At 58.7% G+C, this 22,612-nt stretch carries 19 protein-coding genes; 6 read left to right on the forward strand and 13 right to left on the reverse strand.

Annotation, left to right across the window (positions count from 1 at the left end; translation table 11 throughout):
• The first annotated feature begins 6 nt into the window (after positions 1–6).
• Positions 7–336 (forward strand): GlpM family protein, encoded by a 330-nt coding sequence (locus tag AB4N85_RS16080; RefSeq protein WP_172834034.1) that lies wholly within the window; start codon positions 7–9, stop codon positions 334–336.
• Between the two features lie 18 nt (positions 337–354).
• Here the strand turns inward: AB4N85_RS16080 and AB4N85_RS16085 are convergent, their stop codons facing one another.
• From AB4N85_RS16085 to AB4N85_RS16095, 3 genes are all read right to left on the reverse strand, one after another.
• Positions 355–1,263: a hypothetical protein gene (locus AB4N85_RS16085; RefSeq protein WP_252868214.1), complete on the reverse strand. Its 909-nt coding sequence runs from the start codon at positions 1,261–1,263 to the stop codon at positions 355–357.
• Positions 1,260–1,955, reverse strand: coding sequence for a hypothetical protein (locus AB4N85_RS16090; protein WP_252868215.1), 696 nt, complete (start codon positions 1,953–1,955; stop codon positions 1,260–1,262). The genes AB4N85_RS16085 and AB4N85_RS16090 overlap by 4 nt, the downstream gene beginning before the upstream one ends.
• Positions 1,956–2,062: 107 nt before the next feature.
• Complete coding sequence (locus AB4N85_RS16095; protein ID WP_252868216.1) at positions 2,063–3,097, reverse strand: alpha/beta fold hydrolase; 1,035 nt, start codon at positions 3,095–3,097, stop codon at positions 2,063–2,065.
• Between the two features lie 216 nt (positions 3,098–3,313).
• On the opposite strand from AB4N85_RS16095, the gene metR reads away from it, so the two are divergent.
• The gene (metR, locus tag AB4N85_RS16100) at positions 3,314–4,231 is read left to right on the forward strand and encodes a transcriptional regulator MetR (RefSeq protein WP_016773382.1); all 918 of its coding nucleotides are present in this window, start codon (positions 3,314–3,316) and stop codon (positions 4,229–4,231) included.
• 130 nt (positions 4,232–4,361) lie between these two features.
• Here metR and AB4N85_RS16105 read toward each other — a convergent pair whose 3' ends face one another.
• From AB4N85_RS16105 to AB4N85_RS16115, 3 genes are read right to left on the reverse strand one after another with little or no spacing between them, the layout of a single operon-like run.
• Positions 4,362–4,859: a GNAT family N-acetyltransferase gene (locus tag AB4N85_RS16105; protein WP_150638626.1), complete on the reverse strand. Its 498-nt coding sequence runs from the start codon at positions 4,857–4,859 to the stop codon at positions 4,362–4,364.
• 1 nt (position 4,860) lies between these two features.
• Positions 4,861–5,499, reverse strand: coding sequence for a LysE family translocator (locus tag AB4N85_RS16110; protein WP_236168273.1), 639 nt, complete (start codon positions 5,497–5,499; stop codon positions 4,861–4,863).
• Between the two features lie 23 nt (positions 5,500–5,522).
• The gene (locus AB4N85_RS16115; RefSeq protein ID WP_460065026.1) at positions 5,523–5,957 is read right to left on the reverse strand and encodes an NUDIX hydrolase; all 435 of its coding nucleotides are present in this window, start codon (positions 5,955–5,957) and stop codon (positions 5,523–5,525) included.
• 214 nt (positions 5,958–6,171) lie between these two features.
• Between AB4N85_RS16115 and AB4N85_RS16120 the strand changes: the two genes are divergently transcribed.
• Complete coding sequence (locus tag AB4N85_RS16120) at positions 6,172–6,642, forward strand: DUF4234 domain-containing protein (protein WP_056790069.1); 471 nt, start codon at positions 6,172–6,174, stop codon at positions 6,640–6,642.
• A gap of 275 nt (positions 6,643–6,917) precedes the next feature.
• Positions 6,918–8,537 (forward strand): FMN-binding glutamate synthase family protein, encoded by a 1,620-nt coding sequence (locus tag AB4N85_RS16125; RefSeq protein ID WP_460065028.1) that lies wholly within the window; start codon positions 6,918–6,920, stop codon positions 8,535–8,537.
• Positions 8,538–8,583: 46 nt separating this feature from the next.
• Here the strand turns inward: AB4N85_RS16125 and AB4N85_RS16130 are convergent, their stop codons facing one another.
• The 7 genes from AB4N85_RS16130 to AB4N85_RS16160 all read right to left on the reverse strand — a co-directional run bounded on the left by AB4N85_RS16130 (position 8,584) and on the right by AB4N85_RS16160 (position 16,520).
• The gene (locus AB4N85_RS16130) at positions 8,584–10,002 is read right to left on the reverse strand and encodes a glycosyltransferase family 39 protein (protein ID WP_457265406.1); all 1,419 of its coding nucleotides are present in this window, start codon (positions 10,000–10,002) and stop codon (positions 8,584–8,586) included.
• A gap of 21 nt (positions 10,003–10,023) precedes the next feature.
• A complete protein-coding gene (locus AB4N85_RS16135; protein ID WP_460065032.1) occupies positions 10,024–10,986 on the reverse strand; it encodes a lysylphosphatidylglycerol synthase transmembrane domain-containing protein in 963 nt (320 codons plus the stop codon).
• Complete coding sequence (locus AB4N85_RS16140) at positions 10,983–11,723, reverse strand: SDR family oxidoreductase (protein WP_041479891.1); 741 nt, start codon at positions 11,721–11,723, stop codon at positions 10,983–10,985. Before AB4N85_RS16140 ends, AB4N85_RS16135 begins: the two co-directional genes overlap by 4 nt.
• The gene (locus AB4N85_RS16145) at positions 11,720–13,036 is read right to left on the reverse strand and encodes an FAD-binding protein (protein ID WP_423520687.1); all 1,317 of its coding nucleotides are present in this window, start codon (positions 13,034–13,036) and stop codon (positions 11,720–11,722) included. Before AB4N85_RS16145 ends, AB4N85_RS16140 begins: the two co-directional genes overlap by 4 nt.
• Complete coding sequence (locus AB4N85_RS16150; RefSeq protein ID WP_460065035.1) at positions 13,033–14,502, reverse strand: UbiA family prenyltransferase; 1,470 nt, start codon at positions 14,500–14,502, stop codon at positions 13,033–13,035. Before AB4N85_RS16150 ends, AB4N85_RS16145 begins: the two co-directional genes overlap by 4 nt.
• Positions 14,499–14,861 (reverse strand): GtrA family protein, encoded by a 363-nt coding sequence (locus AB4N85_RS16155; RefSeq protein WP_095181734.1) that lies wholly within the window; start codon positions 14,859–14,861, stop codon positions 14,499–14,501. The genes AB4N85_RS16150 and AB4N85_RS16155 overlap by 4 nt, the downstream gene beginning before the upstream one ends.
• A 237-nt stretch (positions 14,862–15,098) precedes the next feature.
• Entirely contained in the window at positions 15,099–16,520 is a 1,422-nt protein-coding gene (locus AB4N85_RS16160; RefSeq protein ID WP_095181733.1) for an amino acid permease, read from the reverse strand.
• 473 nt (positions 16,521–16,993) lie between these two features.
• Here AB4N85_RS16160 and AB4N85_RS16165 point away from each other — a divergent pair, with 473 nt between their 5' ends.
• Together AB4N85_RS16165 and AB4N85_RS16170 are read left to right on the forward strand one after the other, a co-directional pair.
• The gene (locus AB4N85_RS16165) at positions 16,994–17,452 is read left to right on the forward strand and encodes an REP-associated tyrosine transposase (protein ID WP_056790088.1); all 459 of its coding nucleotides are present in this window, start codon (positions 16,994–16,996) and stop codon (positions 17,450–17,452) included.
• 1,911 nt (positions 17,453–19,363) lie between these two features.
• Entirely contained in the window at positions 19,364–22,483 is a 3,120-nt protein-coding gene (locus AB4N85_RS16170; RefSeq protein WP_460065040.1) for a biosynthetic peptidoglycan transglycosylase, read from the forward strand.
• Positions 22,484–22,612 lie beyond the last annotated feature (129 nt).

Consider the following 22,612-nt stretch of genomic DNA (forward strand, 5'->3'; position numbering starts at 1 on the left):
GATCTGATTCTCAAAGCCGCTATCGGCGCCGCAGTCGTGCTGATCCTCGCTGCGCTGTCGAAGACCAGAAACTACTACATCGCCGGTCTGGTGCCGCTGTTCCCGACCTTTGCCCTGATTGCGCACTACATCGTCGGCAAAGGCCGCTCGGTCGACGATCTGAAAACCACGATCGTGTTCGGCATGTGGTCGATCATTCCCTACTTTGTGTATCTGGCGACGCTGTATGTGATGGTCGACCGCATGCGCCTGGAAGCATCGCTGGCCGTGGCGGCTGTGGCGTGGTTGATAGCGGCAACGGTATTGGTGAGCGTGTGGGTCCGGCTGCATGCCTGAACCCACGCGCATCAGCCTCTAGCGACCGTAGACTCTGGCCAGTTGCGCGGACGACAGAGCATCCTCGAACGGCACCGGCACTGACTTCACCGCACCGTAGAGATTGCGGTAGCGCCAGTAGTTGCCGTTCTGCGCCAATTGATAACCGCGCTCGACCACGCGCTGGCCGTCGAGCACGTAACGCAGGGTTTCCTGCGCGGCGGGCGGTAGCGTCGGTTGCATCAGGTCGGCGCTCAATACGCGCATGGATTCATCAATGCATTCATCCAGCACGGCGGTGACCTTGGCCAGGTCAAGGGCGCCGTCATCGATGCATTGCTTGCCGCAACGACGGATCGGCTGACTGGCCACTTCGATGCGCATGCGGTACAGCGGCGAGCCGGCGATATCCTGTAATTGCACCTGATTGACCAGCACGAAACTGCCGCGATCGGGCGTCAGCATCAGCTTCGGTTCGATCAGCAACCGTGCCGTGACCGCACCTGCCCCCTGCTTGAATCCGGAGACTTGCGACGCCGCCTGAAAACGCTGTTGCAAGCGCTCCTGCAACGGCACGCCGGCGAGCAGGTCGGCCAGCGGCCGCGATTCGTTCAGCGCGGCTTTTTCGGCATCGCGCTGTAACGTACCGGAACCCATTTGCGTGTTGATCAGACTGGCCACCAGAATGCCCGCCAGCCCGGCGCCCGCACCGGAGCTCGACACCAGCGTGTAACTGGAATTCGCCGCGTTCACTGCCGCCTTGCTGTCGATCACCGTGCTGGCGCCGACAAACTCCGCCGGCAGTTGCACGTCGACCTTCAGCCCGTGTGCCTGCACATAGCTCATGGCCGCCTGATCCTTGAAACCGGCCTCGGGTGGCGGTTTCTGCGCACAGCCAGGCAACGCCAGCAGCGAGATCGCCGCGAGGGTCAGCGCCAGACGTTTCATTGCGCGAACGGGGCGATCATTTGCTGACGGCTGTTATCCATCGCCTGATAAAACGCGTTGGACAGGTTGGTGTAGGACGGCTCGTCCCACTCGCCTTGCGCGGCTTGCACAGCGGCGAATGGCTGGTACCACAAGAGTTTGTTGTCCGACAGATCGATCACCATGCCCTGGCCGCCGACCTGGGCCATCGGCACGCTGGTGGGCACGATGCTGTAGTAGCTGCGGGTGGCACCGGTGGCATAGATCGACACCAGCAACAGACGGTCGATGCCGTGGGCAGCTTTCATCGGCGACAGGTCCTTGGTCATGTAGCCCTCGCGGAAATCGACTTCCTTGAAGGTCTTCAGATCGACCTTTTCATCAATGCGCCTGGCCTTGTAGCCCTTGGCTTGCAGCTTGGCGACGATGGCGTCGGGCAGGGTTTCCAGGTCGCGCACCTGCCAGGTCTCGACATTGGCGCTGAGCTTGCTGTTGACGCCGGCATTGATGGCGTAATCGAGGATGCCCTGATTGCCGGTCAGCGCCAGCACCGGCGACGGTACGACGGTAATGGCCACACCGATGGTCGGCTCTTTGGCATCCCAGAACTGTTTGTCCAGGGCCACGGGCGGTTGCACATGGGCGCAGCCGGTGAGAGTCAGTACGGCGAGCAGAGCCAGCGCGGCCCATTGACGTGTAGCGCGAAAAATCATGGATCAAGTCCCTATGTCTGAAAACGTTCCTGCGCCTTATCGGCAACAACGCGGCAAACAATAGTGGCACATTGATATTTTTTTGGCGACAGGATGCTGGCGCACTCTTACAGCAGATTGTTCGGCGCCGCCGGATCGACCCGAGCCCAATGCGAAGTGTCATCACGATGCGCCTGCAAATACGGCAGCACCGCCGCCAGCAACGGCTCCTTGAACGCCTCCTGAAAGCGATGCGCCAGTCCCGGAATCAGTTTCAACTGACTGCCCTGAATGTGCGCCGCCAGATGCACGCCGTGCATCACCGGCAGCAGCGGATCTGCCGTGCCGTGCACCACCAGGGTCGGCACGCGCAGCTGATTGAGCAATGCCACCCGGCTCGGTTCGGCAAGGATTGCCATGATCTGGCGCTTGACGCCTTCGGGGTTGAACGCGCGGTCGTAGGACGCCGCCGCCTGTTGCAACAGCGCTTGGCGATCATCGGTTACCGCCGGGCTACCGAGTGCCGCGAGCAGATCGGCCTGTTGCTCCAGTGCCACTTCGCGATTCGGCGCGCCCCGCCGCGAGAGCAACTGCACCAGCGCCGCACTCGGTGCCGGCAGGCCTTCAGCGCCGGAAGTGGTCATGATCAGCGTCAGGCTTTCCACCCGCTGCGGCGCCATTGCCGCCATGTGCTGGGCGATCATCCCGCCCATGCTCGCGCCGAGCACGTGGAATTGCTCAACCTTCAGCGCCGTCATCAAACCCAGCGCATCGTCGGCCATGTCAGTCAGGCTGTACGGGGCCGAGACCGGTAAACCGAGCTTGTAACGCAGCACCTCGAAGGTCAGATTGGCCTCGATCGGCGCCTGCCGCCAGGTCGACAATCCGACGTCGCGGTTGTCATAACGGATCACCCGGAAACCCTGCTGACACAGCGCGACCACGACTTCGTCCGGCCAGTGGATCAACTGCCCACCCAGGCCCATGACCAGCAACAGCGCCGGGTCTGATGCACGGCCGATACTTTGATAGGCAAGACTGACCTGCGCCAGCTCGGCGTGCTCGGTCGGCACGTTGACATCACAGCGCCCGGCTGCAAACGAGCCGGCCCCGAACAAAAGCGCGGCCAACGCGGCCGCGACTGAAAAAACTCTCTTGAACATGAAAAACACCAAAACGCAGCACCCCAGTAGAGCGCGAGTCTGATGAAGTTCGTGCGAGCGCGCTGCCACAGTTGCATGACAGTTTGATGAAGAGTGCCGAGCGGTCGTCTGTCGAATGCCCGCCGGATCCTCGCCGACAGATCGACAAAGCCACCGTCATGAGACAAACTCACCTTCCCCGCATTCGTCACAAGTTTTCTTCATGGAGCCCCGCCGGTGCTTGAAATCCGACATCTGAAAACCCTGCACGCCCTGCGCGAAGCCGACAGCCTGGTGGATGCCGCTGATCGCCTGCATCTGACGCAATCAGCTCTATCGCATCAATTCAAAGAGCTGGAAGAGCGCATGGGCATGCAGTTGTTCGTGCGCAAGACCAAACCGGTGCGTTTCACCAGCGCCGGTTTGCGCCTGCTGCAACTGGCCGACGCCACTCTGCCGCTGTTGCGCGCCGCTGAACGGGACATCGGTCGGCTGGCCGGTGGCACCGCCGGGCGTCTGCACATGGCTATCGAATGTCACAGCTGCTTTCAGTGGCTGATGCCGACCATCGACCAGTTCCGCGATGCCTGGCCGGAGGTCGAGCTGGACCTGGCTTCGGGTTTCGCTTTCGCCCCACTGCCGGCACTGGCGCGCGGCGATCTGGATCTGGTGGTGACCTCCGATCCGCTGGAAATTGCCGGCATCACTTACGTGCCGCTGTTCACTTACGAAGCCATGCTCGCCGTGGCCAATCAGCATGCGCTGGCGAGCAAGCCGTACATCGTTCCCGAAGATTTGTTGACGGAAACGCTGATCACCTACCCGGTCGAGCGTGATCGCCTGGACATCTTCACCCGCTTCCTCGAACCGGCCGACATCGAACCTGCGCAGGTGCGCACTTCGGAACTGACGGTGATGATGATGCAACTGGTCGCCAGCGGCCGTGGCGTCTGCGGAATGCCGCACTGGGCGCTGCATGAATACAGCTCGCGCGGCTATGTGAAGGGCAAACGGTTGGGTGAAAAGGGCTTGTTCGCGACGCTGTACGCGGCGATTCGCACGGACATGCTCGACGCGCCGTACATGCGCGATTTCCTGCTGACTGCCAAGGACACCTCGTTCTCGACCCTCGATGGGGTCAGTGCCGTACGCTGATTCTCCAGAACAAGAGATCTCCCTGTGGGAGCGAGCCTGCTCGCGAAAGCGGTGGATGATTCAGCGATGATGTCGGCTGGACGGACGCCTTCGCGAGCAGGCTCGCTCCCACAAGGATTGTCGTGGTGGGTCAGAGCTGGCGCCACATGTGGATCTTGTCGAAGTAGTCTTCGCCCACCCGCACGGCGAGTGGCTCGAGGCCGAACTGAATGAAGCCGCAACGCTGATACAACTGAAAAGCCGCGTCATTGCCGGCGGTGACAGTGAGCTGCAGCAGCTTCAGCGCCGGATGCTTTTGCGCTTCGACCAGTGCCGCCTGCACCAGATCAAAGCCCAGCCCCTTGCGACGAAAATCCGCCGAGACATACATGCCGAACAGCGTGGCCTTGTGTCGTGCCTTCTCGCGCGGTTCAAAGGCCAGGCCGACAATCCCGGCCAACGTCCCGGCATCGAATGCCCCCAGCACCACATCGAGCTTGCTGGTCAGGCGCCCTTCCCACCAACTCAATGGCATCACCGCGCGCTCGCGTACGCTGGAGGTGAACGCCTGCGGATGACGGTCGTAGGCTTGCAGCATCAGTTCGCGGTAAGCCAAGGCGTGGCTGGCGTCCAGCCGTTCGATCCACATGTCAGGCAGTCCGGCGTTGTTCGAGCATCAGCCGTACGGCAAGGCCACCGAGGACCATGCCCATGAAATAGCGCTGCATCGCCAACCACGTCGGGTTGCGCACGAACCACGAAGCGATGCCTGCGGCGAACAGCGCGATCAACAGATTGACGCTGAAGCTGACGCCGATCTGCGTGAGGCCGAGGACGATGCTTTGGGTGAACACCGAGCCGTGCTCAGGGCTGATGAATTGCGGAAACACCGACAGATAGAACACGGCGATTTTCGGGTTCAGTGCGCTGGTGAGAAAGCCCATGGTGATCAGCTTGCGCGACGAGTCCGGCGGCAATTGCTGCGCTTCGAACGGCGAACGCGCGCCGGGTTTCAGCGCTTGCCAGGCCAGCCACAGCAGGTACAGCGCACCGGCCCATTTCAACACTTCATAAGCCATCGGCACGGCAAGAAACACTGCCGTCAAACCGACCGCCGCAGCGAACATATGCACGAAGAACCCGCCGACCACGCCGAGTAGCGAAGTCACCCCCGCGCGGCGCCCCTGACAGATCGAACGCGAGATCAGATAGATCATGTTCGGCCCCGGTGTCAGCACCATCAGCAACGCGGCGGCGGCGAAGATCAGCAGGTCTTGCAACGGGATCATGGCAACGTCCTTTGCGGGAATGATCAGGCGAGTGCAGTCAGTGAACGGCGATAAAACGGCAGGATGTGTTCGCGTGTCAATGGCGCCAGCTCGAGCGCCGGATCAGTGGCCGGATCGACCCAGATGACTTCCTCGATTTCCGCCGCCGGACACACGTCAGTATCGATGGTCAATTGGAAGATCTCCGCGTGCACGATGAAGCCCGGCTCGTTGGCGGCGGGGGCGGAAAAACTGTTGAGAAAGATCGCCTGCGCCGGGTCGATTTCCAGCCCGAGTTCTTCTTCCAGCTCTCGGGCCAATGCGTGCACTGGCAACTCGTGGGCTTCGATCTTGCCGCCCGGTTGCATGAAAGCCGTGGTGCCGCGCTTGCGCACCAGCAGGGTCTGGCCTTCGGCGTTGAGCAACAGGGCGGCGGCGATATGGATGATGCAGGGCGAAACGGCGGATGTCGGCGTCATGAGTCGAAAAATGCCTTGTGCGAAAAGATCGCAGGATCCCACGCCCGACGCGCCTGCGTCATCAGAAGATCCCTACAAGGAGCATCCGTGATCAGCCTGACTCTGACGACAAGTCCGCCCAAAGGCTCGGAAATTTCCCACTCGCGAATTTGGTAGCGTTATTCATCGCTGCCCGGCAGCCATTCGCTACATCGCCTAAGAGGGAAAACGCTGCATGTCTGACATTTCGACGCTCAAGGAAAAGAACAATCTCAAGACGCTCCATTTCATTCTCCTGACCGTAGTCACCATGGGTCTCTACTCGGTTGTATGGCTGCACAAAACAACAACCGTGGTTGAGGAGGTCACTCAAATCAAGACACTGAGCCAGACCGGTCTGGTCGTTTATCTGGCGCTCTGTGGTATCGGAGGGATCTTTTTCACCGTATCTGATCCGCGGTTCATAGCCACGGGGTATGCGATGACGGTCATTGCCCAGCTCATCGCCATTGCTTGGTGCTTTCGAGTTCGCAGAGCCTTGCGCGCCTACACGCTGACCAAACACAACTTCGAACCGCGAATGAACCGCTTGTATTCAGTCCTGTTCACCTTCTATCACATCAATTACTGCATCAACGATATGGCCAGGGCCAAGCACAAACATGACCAGAAACGGCAAACGCCTCAGGAATCGGTCGCGGCATAAACAAAAAGGTAATCGTCGATTTCGCGTGCAAGTTCGCTTCTACCTTTCACTGCAATTCCTTGTGCGAGCTTGCTCGCGAAGGCGTTCGTCAATGCCACAAGTTTGCCCACCAGTATTGCTGCATGGCTGCTTCTCGCGTTCAACAGCCAAGTCAACTGGCATCGTAAGCGAGACGGCTCCGATGTAAGCGAGGAGAGGGACGTCTGCCTGTTCACGGTTCCGTCGTTGGCGCAATATGCCTGCCAGCCACAAACAATCCGAACCAAGGAAACCGTATGAGCCTGTCGCTGCTGAGCCGCTACGCCTTCTTTGCCGTCTGTGTGATGTTCACCCTCGCCAGCCTGCCCTTTCTCGAACATGACTGGCTGTGGCCGATCACCGCCGCCACCGCTGTGCTGAGCCTGCTCGGCGTGTTCGACCTGTTGCAGACGCGCCATGCAGTGCGCCGCAATTATCCGATTCTGGGCAACATCCGTTATCTGGTCGAAGGCATCCGCCCGGAGATTCGCCAGTACCTGCTCGAGTCCGACAGCGATGCCCTGCCCTTCTCCCGCGCGCAGCGTTCGCTGGTGTACTCGCGAGCGAAAAACGAAACTGCCGACAAACCGTTCGGCACGCTGATCGACGTCTACCAGTCCGGCTTCGAATTCATCGGCCATTCGATGCGCCCGGCGCCGTTGAGTGACCCGAACGGTTTCCGCGTCATTGTCGGCGGTCCGCAGTGCACGCAGCCGTACTCGGCATCGATCTTTAATATCTCGGCAATGAGCTTCGGCTCGCTCAGCGCCAACGCCATCCGCGCCTTGAACCAGGGCGCGAAACTCGGCAACTTCGCCCACGACACAGGCGAAGGCAGCATCAGCCCGTATCACCGCGAACATGGTGGTGATCTGACCTGGGAGCTGGGCAGCGGCTATTTCGGCTGCCGCACCAGCGACGGCCGTTTCGACCCTGAGCGCTTCGCCGTGCAGGCGCAGAATCCGCAAGTGCGCATGATCGAAATCAAGATGAGCCAGGGCGCCAAACCCGGCCATGGCGGGATCTTGCCCAAGCACAAGGTCACCAGGGAGATTGCGAAAACACGCGGCATCCTGATGGGCGAGGACTGCGTCTCGCCGTCGCGCCACAGTGCGTTTTCAACGCCGATCGAGATGATGCAGTTCATCCAGCAACTGCGCGAATTGTCCGGTGGCAAACCGGTGGGCTTCAAATTCTGCCTCGGCCATCCGTGGGAATTCATGGGCATTGCCAAGGCCATGCTGGAAACCGGCATTCTTCCGGACTTCATCGTCGTCGATGGCAAGGAAGGCGGCACTGGCGCAGCCCCTGTCGAATTCACCGACCACATCGGCGTGCCGATGCGCGAAGGCCTGCTGTTCGTGCACAACACGCTGGTCGGCCTGAACCTGCGCGACAAGATCAAACTCGGCGCCAGCGGCAAGATCGTCAGCGCCTTCGACATCGCCAGCGTGCTGGCCATCGGCGCTGACTGGGCCAACTCCGCGCGCGGCTTCATGTTCGCCATCGGCTGCATCCAGTCGCAGTCGTGCCACACCAACAAATGCCCGACCGGCGTTGCCACCCAGGACGCCTTGCGCCAACGCGCTCTGGTGGTACCGGACAAAGCCCAGCGCGTCTACAACTTCCATCGCAGCACGCTCAAAGCACTGGCGGAAATGCTCGCTGCAGCAGGCCTTGAGCATCCCTCGCAACTGTCGGCCAAGCATCTGGTACGACGCATGTCGGCGACCGAGATCAAACTGTTCTCGCAGTTGCACGTGTTTTTGAAACCGGGGGAATTGCTCACCGGTGAAGTGAATGGCGAGTTCTATTCGCGGATGTGGCAGATGGCGCGGGCGGATAGTTTTGAGCCGAGCGAGGTCGTCGCTGCGTAACTGCTCAAAGGTGTGCATTTCCATTCGGAATGCCCACCGCTACCGATCATGGTTCAAATGTACGGATCTTGAATAATCGCACATGACCTATTTCTTCCTTATCGATAATTTTTGCTTCGTACCTTTCTAGATTTTTGATTCCCTGAGCAAAACCAGGACCATAGTTCGTCTCCAGAACATAAAATTCTTTCGGGTGACTGGGCAACGACAAATCAGTTTTCAGCTTCTCTAAATTACTAACAAGCAGCGGAGATCCCAGCAACTTGAAATAGACACCAAACTGAATCGCATCAAGCGAATAGATTGGCAACACGTTTGACTTATTCATTACAGAGATGACGATATCTCTCATGTGCGTCTCGCGTGAGTACGGATTTTCAGGATCCCTCAGATAACTGATATCCCTGAATAAAGGCGTAGCAGAAAATGTCATCAATACCACCAGCATTAACACTTTTACTGGCACATCTCTTATATTGCCAACTGCGTACGCAGCCACCAGCAATACGGCGGGCAGAAGAAAAATAAAATTGCGTTGAGTTGTCACCGGGCGTAAGTAAACAGAACAGACATAGGGCACCACAATTCCTACTACCCCCCAGAACACAATCAGCCTGCAAGCAATTGCGCTTTCAGGATTTTGAGCCATCGACGCCAGCCCTGAAATTAAAATTACAGCGAGCAAAGCGGCCAGAAACGTATCTCCGAAATACAACAGGAAAACCTTGAAGAAAAAAACAGTTTCGGGTGGTTGAATCCAGAAATCCCGTAAAAAGCTACTCTCAGCGTACGATAAACCAGGAATTACGGTTAATGCGGCAAAAAATCCGGCGCAAATGAACCTGTATATAACTTGGCTGTGGACCTCGCTGCGTAAGATCATGTGAAGCAACACAAGCACTTGAGCAAAGACCGGCAGATAACCGAAGTAATGAGTATTTATCAGCGCGGCGGAAGTCAGCCAATAGCAAAAAAAATCCTGCCCTCTGCCTCGACTTAAGCAGCGCAAGAAGATCACAAAAGACAAAACGGTAAGCAACGACAGAAGCGCATAAGAGCGAGTCTCTTGCGAATACTGAACCAAGAAACTATTGACCGCTGCCAACCACGCAACGATGAGCCCTACTTGTTCATCAAACAATTTGCGCCCGAGGAGGAATACAGAGGGAATCAACAGCACGCCGATTACCGCAGAGAGATACCGCCCTGTGTGTTCGCCAAACCCGACAGCCTGATAATAAGTCCACAGTAAAATCTGATAAAAGGGAGGATGAACGTCACTCAATGTAGTTCGATACACGTCAAAGAATCCATTTTGCGGATCGCTTACCGATACACTGAAGGCCTCATCCAGCCACAGGCCAGTAGCATCGATGTTGCGCAACCTTACATACAGGCCAAATCCAATTGCGCCAATCAGACACAGGTACATTGCCAATTTGTACTTTCGCGACGCAGTGTCCATTGTCATCTCCTCAGTAGTTACTCAGCCATGATCAAAACCGGCTACCGACCTCTTCCATAAAAGTGCAAGCATTCCCACCCCGACCGCCAACCACAACGTTACCAGCCGTAACAAAACCGTCGCCGCGATCGCATCTGCCAACCCGACTCCGCCTGAAACCAGCAGCGCTAGCATCGCTGCTTCGGCACTGCCCAAACCGCCCGGCATGAAACTCAGAGCCCCCGCCAACATGGCCACCGCATAAATAAAGATCGCTAACGTCAGGCTCACGTCCGCGCCCATCGCCTGCAAAATCCAGTAAAACGCCAATGCTTCAAGCCCCCAGGCCAGCAGGCTCAATAGCGTTGCGCCCATGACGCGACGAGGGGAGTGACAGCGGCGCGACTGACGCAATACCTGAACGGCATGCCCCAGCAACCGCGAGAATCTGTCGTGCCGTTGCTCAGTGCGACGATCAATCGCGCTGGCAAGGCTTGGCGAAAACATCATCGATGCACCGCATGCCAGGAGGACGAGACTGGCAACGACCATCGACAACCATTGCGGATGCGCGCTCAAGCCGAACAACGCCAGGCCCGTCATCGCCAGCAGGTCCGCAAGCCGCTCACTGAACAGCGCGGCAAAGCTCTGTGCGTAAGGCACCTCCAAACGTTTGAGCAAAACACCGCGCAACGCCTCCCCGGCCTTGCCGGGAGTCGTCGTCAGGGCGAATCCGGCCAGGTAGATGTTCAAGCTCGGCCGCCAAGGCAACCGGTGACCCAAGGCAGACAGATAACCCTGCCAACGCAAAAAACGCAGACCGTATCCAAGCAAAACCACGCAGACGATTTGCCCGCACTGCCACCAACCCACTCGACTGACCGCCGCGCTCACCGCCGACCACCCACCCCACAGGGAAACAGCGAGATAAGCGAGGGCGGAGCAAATCACCGAGCCAATCAAAACGCGGTAACGCCACCCGGATAACCTCAGTGTCTGATTCACAGGTTCAGCCTCTTGAACAGCGGCTGCGGCATCACCCGAATCAGCCACATGATCACCGCCCAAAAGCCGGGCACATACAGCACCGCCACCTGTCGATTGATCCCTCTGACTATTCGCCGGGCAACCGTATCCGGTTGCGCTACAAGCACGGAGGGCAGCGCCAACCCTCGCGTCATGGGCGTGTCGACTAACCCAGGCTTTATCGTGATCACATGCACACCCGCTTTGAACAAGCGTACCCGCAAGCCTTCGCAGAACGTGGAAACGGCCGCCTTTGCCGCGCCGTACAGGTAATTGGAAGGTCGTCCTCGATCCCCGGCAACCGAGGAAATGACCGCCAGCGTGCCGTGCTGCTGGACAACCATGCGATTTGCCAACAGCGTCAACAGCGCGATCATTGAACTGCCGTTATTGGCGAACTGCTCCATGGCCTGTTCAACGTGTTGTTCGCACGCGTACTGATCTGGCAGCGAGCCATAGGCAATCAGACAGATATCCACCGTCTGCAACGTCGCCAGGCATTTCTCGTACATGACCGGATGTGCCGCGATATCACTGGCGTCCATGACGTACGTGGTCACGGCTCTGGCACCTCGAACCTGAAGATCGACGCTGGTTTGCTGGAGTTTTTGCGCATCCCTGCCGACCAGGAACAATTCGCTGCGATCAGCCGCCCACAATCGTGCGCAAGCGCAGGCAATCGCCGAGGTGGCGCCCACAATCAGTATTTTTTTCATCGAGTGACTCGCTGCCAGAAACGGGACATCAGGGTCGGATCGCGCATCGCTTCCAACTGCTCCCAGGCGGGATAGGCCTGGCGAAAATCGCTGCCGCTCATGTGAGCGTCCTTGGCCGGATACAAGCGCCCCCCGGCTTCACGGACGATGGCATCGAGACGCGACAGAAGTTTTCTCGTCAGTTCATTGTTCTGTGGAAAGTCCAGCGCCAATGAAGTACCGGGCATAGGAAAGGAAAGCCATCCCGGCGAAGGAATGTCGCCACAACGCTTGAGCACCGCGAGGAAGGAGCCACTGCCGCTACGCGCAATCGACTTGAGTAATTCGGCCAGTGCCACGGCTGCAACCGAGGCCGGCAATACGCACTGAAATTGCTGGAAACCTCTGCGTCCGTAGATGCGATTCCAGTTTTCGATACGGTCCAACGGATAGAAGAACGAGCTGTAGGCAACCTTTTGATGTTGTCCGTTCGTTGGCTGCCGTTTCCAGTAGTGATCGTTGAACAGTTTCAAGGTGAGCGAATTGATCAGCGATACCGGAGGGCGGATCGGGACAGACAGAGAACGTGGTGCAGCGACCTCAAGGGGCCCCGCCTCGCAATGATCCCCAGCCGTGAAGCATCCGCGCCCTAGCGCATTGCCCTTGGCCAGGCAATCGATCCACGCGACGCTGTATTCATGCCGCGCATCCATGTCGACCGACAGGGCAAAAAAGTCATCCAGACAGTCAAAACGCACCCGTGTGCTGTCGATCAGGCTGGACTGGATTTTGCGCAGACGAATGCGCACCCAGGTAATCACGCCCGTCAGGCCGAGCCCGCCGATGGTGGCGGCAAACCACTGTGGGTTTAGCGTCGCCGAGCACACCATCGGCGATTGCATGGAACGGTGCAGCCCGAAACACACCAGCGAATGGGCAAACGTGCCGCAGCGATGGTGATTTTTCCCGTGGACGTCATTGGCCACCGCCCCACCCAGCGTTACATGCCGCGTACCGGGTGTGACGGGCAAAAACCAGCCACGGGGAATGGCGAGTTGTAAAATCTCGCCCAGTGTCACGCCGGCTTCAGCGCAGATCTCACCCTTTTCCCAGTCGCCTTCAATGAAGCGCTTCAGGGGACGTAATTGCAGCACGTGATCGCTTGCGGCCATGCAGCTATCGCCATAGCTGCGGCCATTGCCAAACGGCAAAGTTGTCCCGTGTGATTCGATCAACTGCTGCCACTGCGGTCCGATATCCGCTTGCCAGTGACAGGGACGACCGCTCTGCGGGGCATGGGGATAGTTTCCCCAGGAAGCCAGCGAGGCCGTCATGCCGCCACCCAGAAAATCAGACAGAACACTGTTCCCATCACCAGACTCAAGCGATCACGCAGTGCGAAAACCACCGGATCCTCATTCATGCGGCCGCGATGCGTCAGCAGCCAGATACGAGTGATCCAGAACAGCATCAATGGGCAGGCAAACCAGAGCCATCGGGGATATGCATACAACTCGGTAGTTGCGCTGTCATGGATGTAAAGCGCCAGCACCAGGACAGCGAGATAACCGGATGCGGCCCCCAAAGAGGAGAGCATTGCCAGGTCCGCAGGAAAGTAGTCGCGGCCGCCGGTCTTACCGGTGATGCCGCCGTGCAGCGCCAGCAACAGCTCGGCATAGCGCTTGACCAGCGCGAGGCTCAAAAACATGAACATGGAAAAAGCCAGCATCCACCCCGTCAGGTCGAGCCCGAAAGCGGCGCCACCGGCAATGATGCGCAAGGTGTAAAGCAGCGCCAAAGCGATGACATCCAGCGCCATCAACCTCTTGAGCACCAGCGAATACACCAGCGTCAGGCCGTAATAGCAGGCCAGCACGGCAATGAATGGGTGAGGCAGCCACAACCACGCGCCGATGAACGACACTGACAACAGCAGGGGGAAAATCAGCAGACCGGACTGGATGGATAACGAACCATTGGCGAAGGGTCGATTGCGTTTGCTCGGGTGCCTGCGATCATCGTTCAGGTCGAGCAAGTCGTTCAGAAGATAGACGCTGGATGCACACAAGCCGAAAAGCATGAAGGCCAGCAAGCCGCGCCCCAATAGCAGCGGGTTGGCCACTTGATGCGCTGCAAGCAGGGGAACGAAAATCAGCACATTCTTCATCCATTGATGAATGCGCAAGGCTTTGTACAAACTTCTGAAATACGTAACGCGAGAGTGAACCACCTGGGCTACGTTATCCAGATGCCGGGCGGCACGTTGGACGCCCGCTAGCGGATTGACGATATAAGCTTGCCTGGCCGACCGCCAGATCGGCAGATCGTCCAGCGAATTGCCGATGTAATCGAAACTTTTCTCCCCATATAACGCCACCAGCTCATCACGTTTGTTCGTTCCCGAAAGGTTCTGCTCGAGGGTTGAACCCAGAACGTCATCAAACACCTGCAGATGCTCGGCGATCCGCACTGCCAATGTGTAATGACTGGCTGTGGCGAGAACAATTTTCCGACCGGCGTTGCGCTGTTCCTCGATCATCCGGAGTACGTCGGGATCATAGGGCAAAGTCGCGAGATCGACGTCCGATGTCATTGCCAGTCGATCTTTCAGATACGCCTTGCCGTGCCAGAGCCAGGGAAAGAGTTTCAGGCAGTGCAATGGTTTGCTGCGGACAAAGGACATCACGCATTCGAACAGCAGATCAGATTTGACGAGGGTACCGTCCAGATCAACTACGAAGGGCATTGAAGCAGCGCAGGACGCTGACATCGGCAGTACGTCAGGCGGAGAGACGTTCATGCCCGTCGCCCTGGAAAAAGGACAAAGCGGAAAACGCAGTACCCTAAAACAATATTCACCAGCGAAAACGAAGCGACCGTCACAAGCCCCGACAAGCGCCAGACATCCCCAATGACACCCACGCCAAAACTCACGCCGCCCATCAGGCCGATGAACATCAGATAGGGAAATACCGGCGTTTCCCTTTCAAAGATATAAAGCATGTTCAGATAGAAAGAGAGCGCAGCAGCTACGCAGAACGCCGCAAAGTTGCTGGCCGCCTGACTCAGGGCGGCCGCCTGACAGAGCACGAAAAATATCTGCCAATGGATGAGCGCATCGGCCACTCCGATGGCGGTGGTTGCAGAGAATCCTTTCATGGTGAGGGCCAGCCGCTGCCAGAGGACGGACCTCCAAACTAGGCCAGAGCTTGAAGACGGTCTACTGTCAGAAATTACAGGTCGAGGGCTTTATCCGACCAGCGGTCATCTTGTCGTACTCACGTGTCAATAGCTCTTCCCGTGCGATTTTAAGGCGTTGACCGTTAATCGCCTTGCCCATAAAACCCAAAAGCCCCGATCTCTCGATCAGGGCTTCGTTGTTTACGCACTTAAGGTTCAAGAAACCGAACGCACCGAACCTTGCGTCACTTGCGTCGGCTGCAACTTGAACACGTAAAACAACACCGTCAGCAGCACAAGAAACGCCGGTCCCACATACAGCGCCACGCGGGTGTCCGGGAAGTACGCCATCAGGCCGACCACCAGTACCAGGAACGCCAGCGCGAAGTACGAGCTGACCGGGTACAGCCACATCTTGTACTTGAGCCCGGCACGTTCGCTGGCGCTCAGGCCTTTGCGGAATTTCAGCTGGGCGAGGAGGATCATCACCCAGGTCCAGATCGCACCGAAGGTGGCGATCGAGGTGACCCAGACGAAGACTTTTTCCGGTACCAGATAGTTGAGCATTACGCCCAGCAGCAACACCGCGATCGACAGCAGCAGTGCCCGGCGTGGCACACCGTTGTTCGAGGTCTTGGCGAAGCCCGCCGGGGCCTGACCGTTCTGCGCCAGGCTGTAGAGCATGCGCCCGGTGCTGAAGATGCCGCCGTTGCACGACGACAGCGCCGCAGTAATCACCACGAAATTGATGATGCCGGCGGCGGTCTTGATGCCCAGACGCTCGAAGGTCATCACGAACGGGCTGCCCTGGGTGCCGATTTCATTCCACGGGTAGATCGACAGAATCACGAACAGCGCGCCGACGTAGAACAGCAGGATCCGCCAGAACACCGAGCCGATTGCGTCAGGAATGGTCTTCTGTGGGTTCTTCGCCTCACCGGCAGTCAGGCCGATCATCTCGACACCGAGGTAGGCGAACATGACCATTTGCAGTGACATCAGCACACCGGTCACGCCGTTGGGCATGAAACCGCCGTGCGCCCATAGATTGGAAATGCCCAGCGCCACGCCATCGTTACCGAAACCGAAAGCGATGATGCCGACGCCGCCAATGACCATGGCGATGATGGTGACGATCTTGATCAGGGCGAACCAGAATTCGAATTCGCCGAAGGCTTTGACTGCGATCAGGTTGATCGAGCCCATGCTGATCAGCGCTGCCAAGGCCCAGATCCAGCGCGGCACATCGGGGAACCAGATGCCCATGTACACGGCCACGGCGGTGATTTCCGCGACGCAGGTCACCAGCCACAGAAACCAGTAGTTCCAGCCGGTGAGAAAGCCGGCCAGCGGACCGAGATAATCCTGCGCGTAGCGGCTGAACGAACCGGCCACCGGGTTATGCACGGCCATTTCACCGAGGGCGCGCATGATCACCAGGATCGCCAGACCGCCAAGGATGTAAGAGAGCATGATCGCCGGACCGGCCATCTGGATGGCTTTGGCCGAACCGAGAAACAGACCGACGCCGATACAGGCACCGAGCGCCATCAGGCGGATATGCCGTTCGCCGAGTTCACGTTTGAGCGGACCGCCCGAAGCGGTGTCGCCGTGCGGCAGAGGATTGCCAACAGGCATAGGGGTACAACCTCGTCTTGTTATTGGATATGACCACCGGGTTTCGAAGCGTCGGCCGATAGGCCTTAGCTGGGCAGGAAACCGCGTCGGCTTTGTGGGCAGACGCGTCTTGCAGGGCAGGCCTGAAAGATCAGCGGGGCGTGCAGTATAAAAAGCTCAGGGCAGGATTTTTCACTCTAAAAGTCACAACATTCAGCGACAACTCTCGGCAATAGTGGGTTCTGCGGAGAGGCATTACCTGCATTACGTAGGAAAAGTCGCCACTGAAAAGCCGCGAAGTATTGCACAGCAATGGTGCAGCGTCATGTTTCAGCCCTGGGGTATTTGATTCACTGTGCGATGTCTCTCCTCGCGTTACATCACGGATAAATCGCCCGGCGGATTCAGAAATTTCGCTCAACAGTTGCAGCGCCGACCGAGGCGGCCAACCACTAACCTTTGAAAAAGTCAGGAGCATATGCAAGGAAGCTCACATGCCAGTCCGCCCCAATTCCCACCGTCTGCGCCAAGGTCGTTTCTCGGAAAACGGTCGTGCCTACTTCATCACCTCTGTCATCCACGAACGCCAGCCTGTATTTGCAGATTGGCGGACAGGCCGATTACTGGTTGCAGAACTGCGCCGGGCTCATGAGCAAGGAGTCGCGCAGTCCATCGCCTGGGTTGTCATGCCTGACCACTTTCATTGGCTGATGCAATTGCAACGCGGCTCACTTGGTGAAGTCATTGGCGGTGTAAAGGCTCGCTGTACGCATGCGGTTAACAGAAAAACCGGACGTCACGGACCGCTGTGGCAAACCGGCTACCATGACCGAGCGATCCGTGACGGCGAGGACCTGGAGCCCATCGCCCGCTATATCATCAATAATCCCTTGCGAGCCGGGCTGGTCGATAACCTCGGTGATTACCCGCTTTGGGATACCTGCTGGCTCTGAGCGCAACAGCTCTCTGGAGTAAGTGAATTCATTCCTCACACAGACAACCTCCCGGGATGTGACAGCATCGCTGTGGCCAAGGAATCCACTGCTCGCACAGACACATCATGAGGATGTGAACAGCATCCTTGTGGCGAGGGGATTTATCCCCGCTCGGCTGCGCAGCAGTCGCAACTTCCTCAGACTCGGTGTGCCTGTAGAAACCGTGCTGGCAGGTTTTGGGGCTGCTTCGCGGCCCAGCGGGGATAAATCCCCTCGCCACAGGGAGTCCCCGCATGACTGATGAATCGGCTAGCCACAGGGAGTCCATCGCTCGCACAGACACATCATGAGGATGTGAACAGCATCCTTGTGGCGAGGGGATTTATCCCCGCTCGGCTGCGTAGCAGGCGCAATTTGCTCACATGCGGTGGGCCTGTAGAAACTGTGGTGGCAGGTTTTGGGGCTGCTTTGCAGCCCAGCGGGGATAAATCCCCTCGCCACAGGGAGTCCCTGCAAGACTGATAAATCGGCTAGCCGCCTGAATTCCTCACACTGACAACATCCCGGCATGGGAACAGCCTCTTTGTGGCGAGGGGATTTATCCCCGCTCGGCTGCGTAGCAGGCGCAATTTGCTCACATGCGGTGTGCCTGTAGAAACCGTGCTGGCAAGTTTTGGGGCTGCTTTGCAGCCCGACGGGGATAAATCCCCTCGCCACAGGGAGTCCCCGCATGACTGATAAATCGGCTAGCCGCCTGAATCCCTCACACTGACAACATCCCGGCATGTGAACAGCCTCTTTGTGGCGAGGGGATTTATCCCCGCTCGGCTGCGTAGCAGGCGCAACTTGCTCACATGCGGTGTGCCTGTAGAAACCGTGCTGGCAGGTTTTGGGGCTGCTTTGCAGCCCAACGGGGATGAATCCCCTCGCCACAGGGAGTCCCCGTATGACTGATAAATCGGCTAGCCAACTGAATCCATGCCCACACAGACACATCATGGGGATGTGAGCAGCATCCTTGTGGCGAGGGGATTTATCCCCGCTCGGCTGCGTAGCAGGCGCAACTTGCTGACATGCGGTGTGCCTGCGTAAACCGTGCTGGCAGGTTTTGGGGCTGCTTTGCAGCCCAGCGGGGATAAATCCCCTCGCCACAGGGAGTCCCCGCATGACTGATAAATCGGCTAGCCAACTGAATCCATGCCCACGCAGACACATCATGAGGATGTGAGCAGCATCCTTGTGGCGAGGGGATTTATCCCCGCTCGGCTGCGCAGCAGGCGCAACTTGCTCAGACTCGGTGTGCCTTTAGAAACTGTGGTGGCAGGTTTTGGGGCTGCTTTGCAGCCCAGCGGGGATGAATCCCCTCGCCACAGGGAGTCCCCGCATGACTGATAAATCGGCTAGCCGCCTGAATCCCTCACACTGACAACATCCCGGCATGTGAACAGCCTTTTTGTGGCGAGGGGATTTATCCCCGCTCGGCTGCGTAGCAGGCGCAACTTGCTCACATGCGGTGTGCCTGTAGAAACCGTGCTGGCAGGTTTTGGGGCTGTTTTGCAGCCCAGCGGGGATAAATCCCCTCGCCACAGGGAGTCCCCGCATGACTGATGAATCTGTTAGCCAACTGAATCCATGCCCACACAGACACATCATGGGGATGTGAACAGCCTCTTTGTGGCGAGGGGATTTATCCCCGCTCGGCTGCGCAGCAGTCGCAACTTGCTCACATGCGGTGGGCCTGTAGAAACTGTGGTGGCAGGTTTTGGGGCTGCTTTGCAGCCCAGCGGGGATAAATCCCCTCGCCACAGTGTGTGTTCCAGTTATTCAGACAAGCCGTCTCCTCCGCTCTGCACATTTTCTTCACCGGCTCCAACCACCGTCTAAGCTTCAGACAAGTCCGATCAATCTGCGTGAATGGATCAGTCGACTATGGGCGCTTTGTGGCAAACCGATTCGAGTAAAACCGTGGTTCAGACTGAACGTGTGAATGAAGCGCCTGTCCCTGAAAAACCCCGTCGTCAGCGGCACGGGTGGAAGGCTTTCTGGTTGCTGTTTTTGATCATTGCGGTGGTGGTGGGGCTCGCCGCGTCCAAGGAAATGCGCACTTCGCGCTTTCAGGCGCGGGAGCTGAGCCAGTACGCCGCTTCGCTGACCTACAAACTGGAACCCGGTCCCAGCGAAGCGATTCGTTATCCGGGCAACGGCCCTTTCGATCTGCGCCTGGGTTACAGCTCTCTGGACGAATTCCTGCCACGCCTGCTCAAGCGCAATTACGTGATCACCGAGCAAACGCGCTTCTCCCCCGCCCTGCTCGGTTACACCGACAAAGGCCTGTTCGTGCCGTACTCGGAAAAGATCCAGGCCGGGTTGTCGATCACCGACTGCCGAGGCGCGCCGCTGTATCGATACAACTATCCGCAGCAACTGTATGCCGACTTCGCGGCGATTCCGCCGGTGGTGGTCAGCAGCCTGCTGTTCATCGAAAACCGCTTTCTCCTCGACCCGAAACAGCCGCTGGCCAACCCGGCGGTGGACTGGCCGCGCTTCGGCATGGCCGCGTGGTCGCAAGTGGCGAAGTTGCTGCACCTGCCCGGGCAATCGGCCGGCGGCAGCACCCTGGCAACGCAACTGGAGAAGTATCGCCACTCACCCGATGGCCTGACCGTGTCGGGCGCGGAGAAGATCCGCCAGATGATTTCCGCCAGCGTGCGCGCCTATCAGGATGGCCCAGAGACCCTCGGTTCGCGGCAGAACATCGTGCGCGACTACCTCAACAGCGTGCCGCTCTCGGCAGTACCCGGCCACGGTGAAGTGCACGGCATGGCCGAAGGTTTGCGGGTCTGGTACGGCAGTGATTTCAACAAGGCCAACGAGCAACTGAACAGCCCGAAGACCGACCCACAAACCATGGCCGCCAAAGGCCTGGCCTTGCGTGAAATGCTCTCGCTGATGATCGCCCAGCGCCGCCCTTCGCATTACCTGACCAAGGGTCGCGACGAATTGGCCAGCCTCACCGACAGCCACCTGCGCCTGCTCAAGCAGAACGGCGTGATCGACAGCGCCCTCGCTGACGCTGCGCTGGCGAGCACCGTGTCGTATCGCGACTGGCAGACCCAGCCAACGATGCAGCCGATTGAAACCAACAAGGGCATCAGTGTTGCCCGCAGCCGCTTGGCGAGCATGCTCAATCGCCCGCTGTACGACCTCGATCGCCTCGACCTGTCGGCCACCAGCACCCTGCAGGGCGATCTGCAAACGCAGGCCACGGCTTATCTGAAAAAACTTGCCGACCCGGCCTACGCAGCAGAAATCGGTCTGCTCGGCGAACGCTTGCTGACACCCACCAGCACCACGCAAGTGCGTTACAGCTTCACCCTGTTCGAACTGACCCCGGACGGCTCGCGGGTGCGCGTGCAGACCGACAGCACCGATCAGCCGTTCGACATCAACGAAGGCAGCAAGCTTGAACTCGGCTCGACGGCGAAAATGCGTGTGCTGACCACGTACCTGCAAATCGTCGCCGAGCTGCACGACAAATACGGCGCGATGGGCGTGGCAGAATTGAAAAAAGTCGAAGTGCCCGATCAGGACCGCCTCAGCCGCTGGGTCATCGACTACCTGATCCAGAACAAGGATCACGACCTGTCGAAGCTGCTCGGCGCCGCGCTGGATCGCAAATACTCGGCCAGCCCCGGCGAGGCGTTTTTTACCGGCGGTGGGCTGCACAGATTCAACAACTTCCGCAAAGAGGACAACGGTCGCCTGCCGACCCTGCGCGATTCGCTGCGCGAGTCGATCAACCTGCCATTCATTCGCCTGATGCGCGACATCGTCCGCTACACCACCTACTCAGGTCCCAACGGCGAATTGCTCAAGGATGATCGCGATCCGCGCCGTCAGGAATACCTGGCCAGTTTCGCCGACCGCGAAGGCACCTCGTTCCTGCTCAAGTTCTGGAAGAAGTACAAGAACAAGGACACCCAGGCGCGCCTGGAAACCTTCCTCGACAGCATCCGCCCGACGCCGATTCGCATGGCGGCGGTGCATCGCTATCTGCTGCCGGAGGCCAGTCAGGAAGACTTCAACCGCTTCGTGCGCTCGCACCTCAAGGGCACCAAACTCAACGAAAAACTCACCGACGACCGTCTGATCCGCCTCTACGATTCCTATGGCCCCGGCAGTTACGATTTGCCTGACCAAGGCTTCATCGCCAAGGTGCATCCGCTGGACCTGTGGATGATGGGTTATCTGTTGCATCACCCGGAAGCGACCTTCAGCGAGATCGTCAAGGCCAGCCATTTCGAGCGCCAGGAAGTCTACAGCTGGCTGTTCAAGAGCCGGCACAAGGGTGCGCGAGACAGTCGTATTCGCACCATGCTCGAGATCGAAGCGTTCCTCGACATTCATCAGCGCTGGCAGAAAGTCGGCTACCCGTTCGATCACCTGGTGCCGTCACTGGCCACGGCCATCGGCAGTTCCGGCGACCGTCCCGCCGCGCTCGCCGAGCTGATCGGCACCATCCTCAATGACGGCGTGCGCATGCCGACGCTGCGCATCGACAGCCTGCACTTTGCTGCCGATACGCCGTATGAAACCAGGCTGATCAACGACCCGCACGTGGGCAAACGCGTGATGCCGGTTGAAGTGGCCCGGGCCATGCGCGAGGCGCTGTCGCAAGTGGTCGACGCCGGTACCGCCAGAAGGCTGTCCGGCAGTTTCAAACTGCCCGACGGCACACCGCTGGCCATGGGCGGCAAGACCGGCACCGGCGATAACCGCATTGCGGCGATCGGGTCTGGCGGGCGGATCATCAGTTCGAAGTCGATCAACCGCACGGCGACCTTTGTGTTCTACATCGGCGACCACCATTTCGGCACCCTCACCGCGTTCGTCCCGGGGCGCTCGGCGGAGAACTTCAAGTTCACCTCGGCCCTGCCTACGCAGGTACTCAAAGGCATGGCGCCGATTCTCACGCCGTATCTGCAACCGGGCAGCGACTCACAGTGCCAACCGCCACAGGCGCCCGTGGTGGCATCGGCGCTGCACTGACCGAACGTGGTCTGCACGTCGCGCCGAAGGCCATCGGCGCAAAAGGTGGTATTCGTGCATTGTTCCGATTCGAATTCTTGTCGCATCGCTGAGCCGATCACACGTTTGGCTCCCGATCTTTGAACTTTT

It is taken from the genome of Pseudomonas sp. H1_G08, from assembly GCF_054681355.1.

What these genes read in the sequence shown, in the direction of transcription:
- AB4N85_RS16120 (WP_056790069.1), top strand. Translation starts at nt 6,172, where the DNA reads ATGTCTGACATTTCGACGCTCAAGGAAAAGAACAATCTCAAGACGCTC.
- AB4N85_RS16165 (WP_056790088.1), top strand. Translation starts at nt 16,994, where the DNA reads ATGCCAGTCCGCCCCAATTCCCACCGTCTGCGCCAAGGTCGTTTCTCG.
- AB4N85_RS16115 (WP_460065026.1), bottom strand. Translation starts at nt 5,957, where the DNA reads ATGACGCCGACATCCGCCGTTTCGCCCTGCATCATCCATATCGCCGCC.
- AB4N85_RS16110 (WP_236168273.1), bottom strand. Translation starts at nt 5,499, where the DNA reads ATGATCCCGTTGCAAGACCTGCTGATCTTCGCCGCCGCCGCGTTGCTG.
- AB4N85_RS16150 (WP_460065035.1), bottom strand. Translation starts at nt 14,502, where the DNA reads ATGAACGTCTCTCCGCCTGACGTACTGCCGATGTCAGCGTCCTGCGCT.
- AB4N85_RS16140 (WP_041479891.1), bottom strand. Translation starts at nt 11,723, where the DNA reads ATGAAAAAAATACTGATTGTGGGCGCCACCTCGGCGATTGCCTGCGCT.
- AB4N85_RS16160 (WP_095181733.1), bottom strand. Translation starts at nt 16,520, where the DNA reads ATGCCTGTTGGCAATCCTCTGCCGCACGGCGACACCGCTTCGGGCGGT.
- AB4N85_RS16155 (WP_095181734.1), bottom strand. Translation starts at nt 14,861, where the DNA reads ATGAAAGGATTCTCTGCAACCACCGCCATCGGAGTGGCCGATGCGCTC.
- AB4N85_RS16130 (WP_457265406.1), bottom strand. Translation starts at nt 10,002, where the DNA reads ATGGACACTGCGTCGCGAAAGTACAAATTGGCAATGTACCTGTGTCTG.
- AB4N85_RS16145 (WP_423520687.1), bottom strand. Translation starts at nt 13,036, where the DNA reads ATGACGGCCTCGCTGGCTTCCTGGGGAAACTATCCCCATGCCCCGCAG.
- AB4N85_RS16090 (WP_252868215.1), bottom strand. Translation starts at nt 1,955, where the DNA reads ATGATTTTTCGCGCTACACGTCAATGGGCCGCGCTGGCTCTGCTCGCC.
- AB4N85_RS16105 (WP_150638626.1), bottom strand. Translation starts at nt 4,859, where the DNA reads ATGTGGATCGAACGGCTGGACGCCAGCCACGCCTTGGCTTACCGCGAA.
- AB4N85_RS16085 (WP_252868214.1), bottom strand. Translation starts at nt 1,263, where the DNA reads ATGAAACGTCTGGCGCTGACCCTCGCGGCGATCTCGCTGCTGGCGTTG.
- AB4N85_RS16095 (WP_252868216.1), bottom strand. Translation starts at nt 3,097, where the DNA reads ATGTTCAAGAGAGTTTTTTCAGTCGCGGCCGCGTTGGCCGCGCTTTTG.
- AB4N85_RS16125 (WP_460065028.1), top strand. Translation starts at nt 6,918, where the DNA reads ATGAGCCTGTCGCTGCTGAGCCGCTACGCCTTCTTTGCCGTCTGTGTG.
- AB4N85_RS16170 (WP_460065040.1), top strand. Translation starts at nt 19,364, where the DNA reads ATGGGCGCTTTGTGGCAAACCGATTCGAGTAAAACCGTGGTTCAGACT.